The sequence below is a fragment of the Clostridium sp. genome (genome assembly GCF_032552055.1).
Classification (GTDB): Bacteria; Bacillota; Clostridia; order Clostridiales; family Clostridiaceae; genus Clostridium.
The window spans coordinates 1-12,006 of sequence record NZ_JAWGSV010000085.1; the positions used below are offsets into that span (position 1 = coordinate 1).

Sequence of the window (12,006 nt, forward strand, 5' to 3'; positions counted from 1 at the left end):
ATAAGTAAATCTTTAAAACAAAAGAGGTTTTGCATTGCAAAACCTCTTCCTTCATTTTTTCATTCCTTCATTCTCTTAATTTTTTCATTTTAAAATGCTTAGCATTTTAAAACTAAATAAAAAGAAGCTGCCCTAAGGCAGCTCCAATAAAAGTGGGAAATTATTGTTAGCTAATTTGTAATTGCATAGATATAATCATCTATATATTCACCAATTCTATCCTTTAGTAAGTCTAAAGCTAGTGGTTGTAATTTACCTTCTCTGATTTTCTTATATTGATTATGCATATATTGGCTTATCACTGAGATAGGTATTTCTTTTTCACCTAGGTTTGAAATTAATTTTTCTAGTGCAAAATTAACATCTTCCTTAGGCATATAATATCTTGCTCTATCTGATAAGCTATATTTTCTTTCAATTTTTACATCAATGCTACTTCCTGAGTAATGATGGATCCAATCCTTAGGTTCCTTTATCATTGAGAAGTCTAAAATATCTATAAAGTTTGATAGCTCTATATTAGAATCATACTTATATATTTCATTTTCAATATGATTTAATGCAAATGCACCTTCTCTAAATCCAAAGGTAAGTGCTGGTCCTACTTTCAAGATTATAAATCCATCTTCAACCATTTCCTTTAAAGATTCAGGTCTTTGATAATCAGTAGAATGGGCTTCAAAAACTATATTATCATAATCCTTTAAAGATTCCTTTAGTTCTGTTGCCTTTTCTCTATTATATTCCCAAATATAATCACTACTAAATTCTACACCTGGTTGCACTACTACACCTAAAACATAATCATTAAATACTTCTTCTAATCCATAACTTTTAAAAGTTTCCTTAAATGTCTCTACTGTTGTTTTAAAGTTCTTAACACTAGTCAGTACTGGTCCACTTTCCTCTTCCTCTACTTGAGCCCCACCAGGGATTGGAACTTCACTTCCTATAATATAAACTGGATGAATTGCATCCTTGTTTTTCTCTTTTAATTTTTTATATGCATTCTCACATACTAGGCAAAGCTTTCCTGCTCTTTCTGCAATTATTTCATCACCAAAAACATTCTTTTCTATATCACCTAATAAAGGCATACTTGTATCTATATGAATTTTAGTAAATCCAGCTAAAACATATTCTTCTATTAATACTTTTGCATTTTCCATAGCTTTATCAGCATTAATATTTGTCCAAGTTAATGGTCCTAAGTGATCTCCACCTAAGATAATTCTTTCCCTTGGAAATCCTACTTTATCTGCTATATTGTAAATATAATTTACATAGTCAACAGGTTTCATTCCTGTATAGCCACCAAATTGATCTACTTGATTTGCCGTAGCTTCAACAAGTAATGGAATATCCTTATCTATAAGTCTTTCCATAGCTGCTTCTATTACATATTGATTAGAGCAACATACAGAAAATATCCCAGCTTTTTCACCCTTTTTATACCTATCTACTATTTCTTTTATTGGATTCATATAACCTCTCCTCTATATATTATTTAAGCTTTCCCATTACTTCCACATACCATAATTTTATGAGCAACTATTTTCTTCATAGCATCTTTCCCTGGTTGCATATACTTTCTAGGGTCATTTGCTGTTGGATTCTCTATAAAGTATTTCTTTACAGCATCTGAAAATGGTATTTTTAAATCTGTTGCAACATTAACCTTACATATTCCAAGAGAAATAGCTTTTTTAACAAGCTCATCCGGAATATCTGAAGCACCATGTAAAACTAAAGGTACATCTACCATATCTCTTATTTCTTTTAATCTATCAAAATCTAGCTTAGCTTCACCCTTATAAAGTCCATGAGCTGTTCCTATTGCAACTGCTAAAGAATCAATTCCTGTTTTTTCAACAAATTCCTTTGCTTGCTTTGGATTAGTGTATTTTGTGTCCTTTTCATCAACAATTAGATCATCCTCTTGTCCACCTAATCTTCCAAGCTCTGCTTCTACTGTAGTATCATATTTATGAGCAAATTCAACTACTTGTTTAACTGTAGCTATATTGTCTTCATAAGCTTTATGTGAAGCATCAATCATAGCTGATCTAAAACCTAACTTTATAAATTCTTCTATTTCATTAACTTCTTCATAATGATCTAAATGAATTGCAATTGGAATATCATATTTACCTGCTGCTGCATCTGCCATAGATACAATAAACTCCCCACCAGCATAGTTAACTGTTGATGGTGTACCTGCTAAAATAACAGGTGATTTTAGTTCTGCTGCTGTTTCAACAACTACTTGTAATGTTTCTAAATTGTGTATATTAAATGCTGGTACAGCATACCCTTCTCTTTGTGCTTTATTTAACATTTCTCTTGTTGATACTATCTTCATAATTTACTTCAACTCCTATTTATTATTTTTTAATTTCCGTCTTCATCTTCAAAGTCATTTTTTATATAAAACTTTTTATTGCACTTATTCAATAATTAGTAGCAATGTAGAGCAGTTACGTTGCATTCATATCTCACCTACATAAAACTATCTTAATTAGCATTGCTAAATTTGCATCTAAAATTAATAACTATTATTTATACTTATGTATAACTACACCTTTTACCACTCTATTAACAGTTCCATCTGGTCTTGGATTATCAGGAGAAATTCCTAATTTTAATGAAGAAAAGAATCCAAACATTTGACCAAATAACATATAGTTAAACACAGTAAATACTTCTGGCACTTCTTCACCAGCTATAGTTATATATTTATCACAATGGTTACATAATTCCTTAGCATTTGAATAACTTATTACAGCTAATTTATGGTTTCCACTATCTCCATTTATTTCTTTGATAAGATCCATATCATAAAGATTTGTATATTCATTTGTAGAATTCATACATATAACTAAAGTATCATCATTAATAATTGACTTAGGTCCATGTCTAAAACCAAGTATTGATTCATAAACAGTTACTACCTTACCACTTGTTAATTCTAAGTTTTTAAGAGCCATTTCTTGTGCAAGACCTTTTAATATTCCTGAACCTAAGTACACTACTCTTTCAGAATTTAATTCTACTAATTCCTTAACATCTCTCCAGTTGTTCTCTAATATGAAATCCCCTTGTTTTACTACTATATCTAGATATTTCTTATTAGTTTCTAAATTCTTAATATCAAAAAGTAATAATGATGCTAAAAGCATACAACTAAAGGAACTTGTCATAGCAAAACTCTTATCATTAGAAGCTTCAGGCATTAATAAACAAAGGCTGTTATCATTTCCTCTACTCTTCTTAGCTAGTTCACCATCTCCATTACAAGTAATAATTACTTGAGCAATATCCTTAACATTTTCTTGAAAAATATTATATGCTCCTATACTTTCAGGACTATTTCCTGATCTTGCATAGGATACTAAAATAGTAGGTACATCTTCTTCAATGAATTCTGAAGGATTTGATACTAAATCAGTTGTTGCTATAGCCTCTACTCTTAAATTAAGATTCTTTGCTAAATGAAGATAAATTGTATCTCCTATATAATCTGATGTTCCTGCACCAGTTAAGATTATTCTTGTATTACTTTTTAGATTCTTACTTAGGAAACTCTCTATTGAAGCTTTGTTATCTTCTACTATTTTGTATGTTTCTAACCAAAGCTTAGGTTGCTGCCTAATTTCAGTAGCAGTAAAAATCCCACCTAGACTCCTTATTTTATCTATATCCATTCCGAATATCATATGTTACCTCCCCAACTTGTAATGTTGTCATTACCAGTTATTCTAAAAATTTTTTTATTTTTTATATTAATTATTATTTAATGTAACCCTATATTTAAACTTATCTCCTCTTGCTACACTTAATGTATATTCAATAACCTCGCCCTTCTCATAAGTAAATCTCTCTATCTTTAAACTTGGAGATCCTTCTTTAATATCCAAGTAAACACTTTCTATTTTATTAGTTAGAATAGGTCTAAAATACTCTTCTGCGGAAGATATTCTTACATTATATTCTTTTGCTAAAATATCATAAAGAGGCTTATTTTCTAACTTTTCTCTAGTTATTCCCTTAAATCTATCATAAGGAATATACGTAGTTTCATACATCATATGAATTCCGTCAGCCTTTCTTATTCTAGATATCTTATATAGCAAGTCTTCACTTCTTATTTTAAACATATCACTTATATGCTCTCCAGCTTGAACTACTTCAAAGCCAGTTACTTCAGAACTTGGTTCTTTTCCTATTTTTTTCATTTCTTCTGTAAAAGAATAAAATGCAACTAAATCTTGATTCATTCTCTTCGGAGATACAAAAGTTCCCTTTCCATGGATTTTATATATATATCCTTCCTTTTCAAGCTCATCCATCGCCTGTCTAACAGTAGTTCTACTTACATCATAAATCTCACATATTTCTCTCTCAGATGGTATTTGAGTATCTTCTTCTAATTTATTTTCTATCATATCAATTAGAATATTCATTAATTGTAAGTATAATGGCGTTCTCGAATTTTTATCTATAAAACTCATCTCTTTTCACCTCATTATTCTATAACACTATTATACCATAAAATTCTTTTAAAAAAAGAATGCAAATATTAATTACCCTTGCATAAAAGTACTTTCCATAATTTAAAATTTACCTATAAATTATATTAAAATGATTTACCCAAGTAACTTATGCTTGTCCATAGATTATCAATTGTCAACTCTTCTTAATAGTATATTGAGATATTGAAACGCCTCCATAAATTATAAACAATCCCAAGTGGTAATTACCACTATAATTTTATTCTAAATGTTTCACTGAAAAGTGTCAATTATTTTTTCTAATTTTCCTCAATTTTTCATCTATTTATTTTCGAAAGTATGATTTGATAAATTTGCTTATTTCATAAAAGTATTCCTATACACTTTCTCTTAATTTCTTATTTTAATGCGCTATTTGCAATATTAAAAGTAGATACAAATATTAAGCTAAATACTATTGCAACTAATACTAGTAATTCAATAAAGAATTAATAATTAATAAAGGAGCTATCCTTAGGACAGCCCCTTTATTCTATAAATCAATCTATTTTAAAATATCTTTTGCATTGTCCGGAACAGCATTTCCAGCTAAAGAATAAGCTAATAATACTGAACCATTCCATGGTTCTAATGCAGGTTCTTGTAATCTACACTTTAAGCCTGATTCATTAATCATTTCTTGTAGTGGTTCTAATACATGTTTACCTGATTTAAATACTCCACCAGTATATGAAACTACAAATTCATCCGTAAAGTTTAACATCTTAGAAATAGCTTCAATATGGCTGAATAGTTCTGCTGCTGCCTCTCTGAAGATATTCTTACATACAGGGCAACCTGCTTCTGCTGCTAAATAACATATAGTTGAGAATTTAGCTAATTCTGTCCTGCTGAATTGTAATCTATTAAATGCTATATCAACAATTTCATATTGATAAGTAATATTATACTCTTTTTCTAAGATATCAAGTAAAGCTGTCTTTTCTTTTCTTCCATCTTTTTGCTTAGTGTATTCATTGATAGTTTTTAAAGCTATCCAATATGCACCACCATCATCACCTATTCCAGGTCCAAATCCACCACATCTAGCAAGTTTACCTTCTGTGTTTCTTCCATAAGCTATACTTCCAGTACCAGCTACTATGTTAACTCCTGGCTTACAAGCAGTTCCTCCTGCCCAACCATTAACTGAGTCATTATCGATTGAGTAAGGTATCACCATAACTTCCTTTATAGCTGCATCAATTTTATTCACATCATCAAGGCTTTCACCATATCCTGGTACACCTATAAAAGCATATGCTATATCATTTACTGATATTTTAGCTTCCTCACAAACTCTTAAAATGTTTTCAGTTAATTGCTTTTGAATCCCTTCTACTCCCACTTGATGGATATGGATAGTAGAACCTTCAACATCAGCTACTTTATTAAGCTTTTCATCTACTAATAAATATCTTGTTTTGGTTCCACCACCATCAATTCCTAAATAAAACATACTTCTTCCCCCTACATACTCTTGAAATTTTTGTTATTGGATATTTTATATTATTATTTTCATTGACGAAATTAAATTATGTATATAAGTTGTAATGACTATTCTACCTTTATAGTAAAAATATTTAAGATATACTATCATCTTAAAAACTTATATAAAAATTAAACAATATATAAAAATCCACAATATAATTATATAATCATTAATAAAATTTTCCAATATAATATGTTGCTAAAATCGGATTTTTCTGAATTTTATATAATATTTTATCACTTTTTATACTTAATATATATTTTATTATCCCTAACATAATAGAAAAGATATTGCTGTATCATTCCAAAATATACACCACATTTATTCCTAGCAAAGACTCTTATCTTATCTAAAGATACATCTGGTTCTAAGTAAAAATTAAAACTTTCGCTATTTGAAATTTTTATAAACTGAAATACTTAATAAAGCTTTTTATTTATTTCCTAATGCTCTTTATAATTGTTCATAAAAAATAGGCTACTGTATCTAATACTATACAGCAGCCTACTAATTATTATATTATTACTTCTAATTCATTTATTATTTCTTGTAACTCTACTAATATAGTTACCAATTTAAATGCTATATTAACTATTTCTTCATGGTAAATAATCTAAACTTCTATCTTATTCTCTCTAGCATAGTAGAAAAGATATTGCTGAGCCATTCCAGAATATGCCCCAAATTTATCCCTAGCAAAGACTCTCATCTTATTTAATGATACATCTGGTGCTACGTAGAAATAAATCATCGCCCTTTTAATCCATACATCTACTGGAAAAGCTGAATGTTTTGCCATCGAAAATAGCATTATACAATCCGCTACCTTAGCTCCTACTCCCATAAATTTTTGAAGAGCTATATGACAATCATCATCATTTAAAGTCTTAATATACTCTAAATCGAAATCTAAAATTTCAGGTCTTTCACTATATTTATTTGGATTATTCTCCATAGCTTCCTTAACTTCTATAGCTTCATTAACCTTCTTTATAGTATCTACTATGTATTTACTTCTAAAAGATGCTCCTGTTCCTTGGATATCTTCTAAAGTAGCTTCTTTAATAGCTTTAGGTGTTGGAAATGTGTAATATTCTTCACCTTTATACTCTATTCTTTCTCCCCAAGCTTCACATATCTTCTTAACCGTCTTCTTAATTGATGGAATACTATTTCTAGCTGATATTATAAAGCTAATTAACATTTCAAAAGGATCTTGATTTAAAATCCTAATTCCATATCCAAAATCTACACTTTTTCTTAAGATTTCGTCCTTAGCTAATTCAGCCTTAATTTCATCATAATCTCTCTCTAAATCAAAATAACTTATCCATATATTATTGAAATCTTCTTCATTTGAGTTATATATAGTAGCCTTATCCCCCTCTTGTAACACTTCTATTACTCTTCCATAAGCTACAATTATATAATTTGTATCACTAATCTTATCCCATCTAAAGCATTGTCCGCACTCTAATATTTGCTTAATATCAAAGTTCTTTAGACCCTCTAAAATTACTTTATTATCTTCAAAACTAACTTTTTCAAAATTCATTACTTCACCTCTTGTTATTTTATTTATCCCCTTAAAATAAACAAACTATTCCTTAATTATACCACAAGGATTCAGACAATTAACCATTAATAGTTAACAATTATCAGTTTTTGATGTGACTTGTTCCAAATGACTTAGATTTAAAAGCTAAGCCTGTCTTCATTCTTTCACTCTTAATCTTATCCTTTCTTAATTAAAAAAACTCAGATACCTCTGAGTTTTCTCCTTAATTGTCAATTGAACATTGTTACCTGTTAATTGAAAAAGGCTTTACTCCTAGGGAAGCAAAGCCTTTTTTCAGTAATATATATCTTAATTTTAGTAAGTGTAAAAACCTCTTCCAGTCTTTCTACCTAGATATCCAGCTCTAACGTATTTTCTTAAAAGACTGCTTGCTCTATACTTGCTATCTCCAGTTTCGTTAAATAAAACATCCATAATAGCTAAGCATACATCTAATCCTATAAGATCTCCTAATGCTAATGGTCCCATTGGATGGTTTGCACCATATTTCATTGAAGTATCTATATCTTCTACTGAAGCAATTCCTTCTTGAAGGATAAAGCTTGCTTCATTTATCATAGGAATAAGTATTCTATTAACTACAAATCCAGGAGCTTCTGCAACTTCTACTGGCTCTTTTCCAATTGCTACTGATAATTCTTTTACAGCATCAAAAGTTTCTTGAGATGTAGCTATTCCTCTTATAACTTCAACTAGCTTCATTACTGGAGCTGGGTTAAAGAAGTGCATTCCTATAACCTTATCTGGCCTCTTTGTTGCTGAAGCAACTTCAGTGATAGATAAAGATGATGTATTAGAAGCTAAAATAGTTGATTCTTTACAGATTTCATCTAATTCAGCAAATATGCTTTTCTTAATTTCCATATTCTCTACAGCAGCTTCAATAACTAAGTCACAATCTTCAGCAAGAGCTAACTCTGTAGTTCCAGATATTCTTCCAAGGATTGCTTCCTTATCTTCTTCAGTGATTTTTCCCTTAGCTACTAGCTTAGTTAATCCTTTATTAATTCCGTTAATTCCTCTTTCGACGAATTCATCCTTTATGTCCCTAACTATAACCTCATATCCTTTTTGAGCAAAAGCTTGAACTATACCAGCGCCCATAGTTCCAGCACCTATAACAAAAATCTTTTTCATAAAAACACCCTCCTAATATAATGTGAAAAATTAAAGAATTAATAATCAAAAAATTAATTATTTATTTTTTAATTTATAAAATTTGTAAAATTAATTTAATTATATCACAAATCCCATATTATGTGAAATTCATTCTCTCCTCGTCCATATCATAAATTTCAACTTACTAAACTCTTTAGAGTTTAATCATCAATTCTTTCATTATTCCATTATTTAATTTTTATCTATTCATTTTCTTTCATTGCTTTTAATTGAGCAGTCATTTCTGGTACCACTTTTAATAAGTCTCCAACTACAGCATAATCAGCTGCTTGCATAATTGGAGCAGTAGCATCCTTGTTTATTGCTATTATAAGATCTGAATCTTGCATACCTGCAACGTGTTGAATAGCTCCTGAAATACCGCAAGCTATATAAATGTTAGGTCTTACTGTCTTACCTGTTTGACCTACTTGGTATTCCTTCTCAATCCAACCATTTTCAACAGCAGCTCTTGATCCAGCTACAGTTCCACCTAAAGCTTCTGCTAATTCTTCTAAAAGCTTAACATTCTCTTTAGATCCAACTCCTCTACCACCAGCAACGATAAAGTTAGCTTCACTGATATCTACTATTTCTTTAGTTTCTTTCACTATTTCAACTATTTTAGTTCTAATATCTGAATCTTTTAATTCAACTTCAACTTCTTCAACAGTGAATTTTCTATCTTCATCAGGAAGTTTTGAGAAAACTCCTGGTCTCACTGTTGCCATTTGTGGTCTATGGTCTGGACAAGCGATTGTTGCCATTAAGTTACCACCAAATGCAGGTCTTGTTGCAAGTAAATCTGCCTTTTCAACATCAACATCTAAAACTGTACAGTCAGCTGTTAATCCTGTAGATAATCTAGCTGCAACTCTTGGACCTAAGTCTCTTCCTATAAATGTTGCTCCAATAAATAATATTCCTGGCTTTCTCTCATTTGCTAAGTCACAAATAACCTTTGTATAACCATCAGTTGTATAATGTTTTAACCCTTTATTTTCTACTACTAATACTTCATCAGCACCATGTCTTCCTAATGTATCTGCTAATGCCTTTACATTATCTCCTATTAAAAGTGCTGTTAATTTAACCCCTAATTTATCTGCAATCTTCTTACCTTCACCAAGTAATTCTAGAGAAACTTTTTGAAGTTCTCCTTCTCTTTGCTCAGCAAATACCCAAACGCCTTTGTAATCTGCTATACTCATCTTCATTTACCTCCCATATCTTAGATGTAGTGTTTTTCCTTTAATTTAGCTAATACATATTTAGCAGCTTCCTGTGGAACTTCATTTACTATTTCTCCAGCTCCCTTAGTTTCCTTAGTCATTGTCTTCTTAACCTTAGTTGGAGAACCCTTAAGTCCAAGTTCTTCTTTATTTACATCTATATCATCTGCTGACCAGATTTGAATTTCTTTGTTAGCTGTGTCAAATATATATCTAACATTCATATATCTTGGTTCATTTAATTCTTTAATTGCTGTTAAAAGAACTGGAGCTTGAACTTTGATTAATTCATATCCATCTTCTAAAGCTCTATTTACTAATAAACCATCTTCTTCTACTTTTACATCTTGAACATATGTTACTTGAGGTATATTTAAATGTTCAGCTATTTCCGGTCCAACTTGCGCTGTATCTCCATCGATAGCTTGTCTTCCAGCGAATACTATATCATATTCTAATTTCTTTAATGCACCTGCTAGTGCTTTAGATGTTGCTAAAGTATCAGCTCCAGCAAAAGCCCTATCTGTAATAAGGATAGCTTCATCAGCTCCCATACATAAAGCTTCTCTTAAAGCATTTTGTGCTTGAGGAGGCCCCATGCTTAATACAGTAACCTTTCCTCCATTATTATCCTTTATTGTTAAAGCAGCTTCTAATGCATGCTTATCTTCTGGATTTATTATTGATGGAACTCCATCTCTTATAAGTGTTCCTGTTTTTGGATCGATTTTAACAGCTGTTGTATCTGGAACTTGTTTTAAACAAACTACTATATTCATTTATAAATCCTCCCCCTTATCTTAAAGCGCTTCCTGAAATAACCATCTTTTGAACTTCAGATGTTCCTTCATATATTTCAGTTATCTTAGCATCTCTCATCATTCTTTCAACTGGATATTCTTTAGTGTATCCATATCCACCAAAGATTTGAACAGCTTTTGTAGTTACATCCATAGCTACTTCTGCTGCGTAAAGCTTAGCTCTTGCTGCTTCTACACTATATGGAAGCTTGTTATCTTTAAGCCATGCTGCTTTATAAACTAAGTGTTTAGCCGCTTCAATTTTCACATCCATATCTGCGATCATCCATTGTAATCCTTGGAATGCGGATAATGGTCTTCCAAATTGCTTTCTTTCCTTCATATAATTAACTGCTTCTTCAAAAGCACCTTCAGCAATACCTAAAGCTTGAGCTGCAATACCTATTCTTCCTCCATCAAGAGTTTTCATAGCTATTCCAAAACCCTTACCTTCTTGTCCAATTAAATTTTCCTTTGGAACAATGCAGTTACTCATTACTAACTCAGTAGTTGAAGATGCTCTAATTCCAAGCTTATCTTCTTTCTTACCAATTGAGAACCCTTCAAAGTCTTTTTCAACTATAAATGCTGAAATACCTCTAGTTCCCTTAGATTTATCTGTCATTGCAAATATAATAAATGTTTCAGCTACTCCCCCATTAGTGATAAATATCTTTGAACCATTTAATATATAATTGTCTCCATCTTTAACTGCTACAGTTTGTTGTCCTGCTGCATCTGTACCAGCACCTGGTTCAGTTAATCCGAAAGCACCAAGTTTTTTACCAGTAGCTAAATCTGTTAAATACTTTTCCTTTTGCTCCTTAGTACCAAATTGATCTATTAAAGAAGCACATAGTGAAGTATGAGCTGAAACTATAACTCCTGTAGTTCCACATACCTTAGATAACTCTTCAACTGCCATTATATAGGAAAGAGTATCTCCACCAGCTCCACCATATTCCTTAGAAAATGGAATTCCAAGCATCCCCAGTTTAGCCATCTTCTCAACATTTTCCATAGGAAATCTTTCTGTTTCATCAATTTCAGCAGCTATTGGCTTAACTTCATTCACAGCGAATTCTCTAACCATTTGCTTTACTAATTCTTGTTCTCTAGTTAATTGGAAATTCATTAATTATACCTCCTCGATATTGCAACTTAAATTGAAATAATTAAATTTAAAATATTATAA

The 12,006-nt window shown here is 30.7% G+C and carries 10 protein-coding genes; all 10 read right to left on the minus strand.

The genetic code is table 11. The features are described from left to right. Positions 1-170 precede the first annotated feature (170 nt). The gene (locus tag E6248_RS07680; protein WP_316340235.1) at positions 171-1,484 is read right to left on the minus strand and encodes a class II D-tagatose-bisphosphate aldolase, non-catalytic subunit; all 1,314 of its coding nucleotides are present in this window, start codon (positions 1,482-1,484) and stop codon (positions 171-173) included. A 23-nt stretch (positions 1,485-1,507) separates the two neighbouring features. Beyond that, positions 1,508-2,365 (minus strand): tagatose bisphosphate family class II aldolase, encoded by an 858-nt coding sequence (locus E6248_RS07685; protein ID WP_316340244.1) that lies wholly within the window; start codon positions 2,363-2,365, stop codon positions 1,508-1,510. 190 nt (positions 2,366-2,555) lie between these two features. Continuing rightward, positions 2,556-3,716 carry an SIS domain-containing protein gene (locus tag E6248_RS07690; protein WP_316340236.1) on the minus strand — a complete coding sequence of 387 codons (1,161 nt, stop codon included), beginning with the start codon at positions 3,714-3,716 and terminating at the stop codon, positions 2,556-2,558. Between the two features lie 66 nt (positions 3,717-3,782). Then, the gene (locus tag E6248_RS07695; protein ID WP_316340237.1) at positions 3,783-4,511 is read right to left on the minus strand and encodes a GntR family transcriptional regulator; all 729 of its coding nucleotides are present in this window, start codon (positions 4,509-4,511) and stop codon (positions 3,783-3,785) included. 544 nt (positions 4,512-5,055) lie between these two features. Continuing rightward, positions 5,056-6,009: a BadF/BadG/BcrA/BcrD ATPase family protein gene (locus E6248_RS07700; RefSeq protein WP_316340238.1), complete on the minus strand. Its 954-nt coding sequence runs from the start codon at positions 6,007-6,009 to the stop codon at positions 5,056-5,058. A gap of 646 nt (positions 6,010-6,655) precedes the next feature. Further along, entirely contained in the window at positions 6,656-7,597 is a 942-nt protein-coding gene (locus E6248_RS07710) for a DNA glycosylase (RefSeq protein ID WP_316340239.1), read from the minus strand. Between the two features lie 318 nt (positions 7,598-7,915). Then, entirely contained in the window at positions 7,916-8,758 is an 843-nt protein-coding gene (locus tag E6248_RS07715; protein WP_316340240.1) for a 3-hydroxybutyryl-CoA dehydrogenase, read from the minus strand. Positions 8,759-8,982: 224 nt separating this feature from the next. Further along, a complete protein-coding gene (locus tag E6248_RS07720) occupies positions 8,983-9,990 on the minus strand; it encodes an electron transfer flavoprotein subunit alpha/FixB family protein (RefSeq protein ID WP_316340241.1) in 1,008 nt (335 codons plus the stop codon). A 20-nt stretch (positions 9,991-10,010) separates the two neighbouring features. Beyond that, complete coding sequence (locus tag E6248_RS07725) at positions 10,011-10,790, minus strand: electron transfer flavoprotein subunit beta/FixA family protein (protein WP_316340242.1); 780 nt, start codon at positions 10,788-10,790, stop codon at positions 10,011-10,013. 16 nt (positions 10,791-10,806) lie between these two features. Beyond that, the gene (locus E6248_RS07730; RefSeq protein WP_316340243.1) at positions 10,807-11,946 is read right to left on the minus strand and encodes an acyl-CoA dehydrogenase; all 1,140 of its coding nucleotides are present in this window, start codon (positions 11,944-11,946) and stop codon (positions 10,807-10,809) included. Positions 11,947-12,006: the final 60 nt, after the last annotated feature.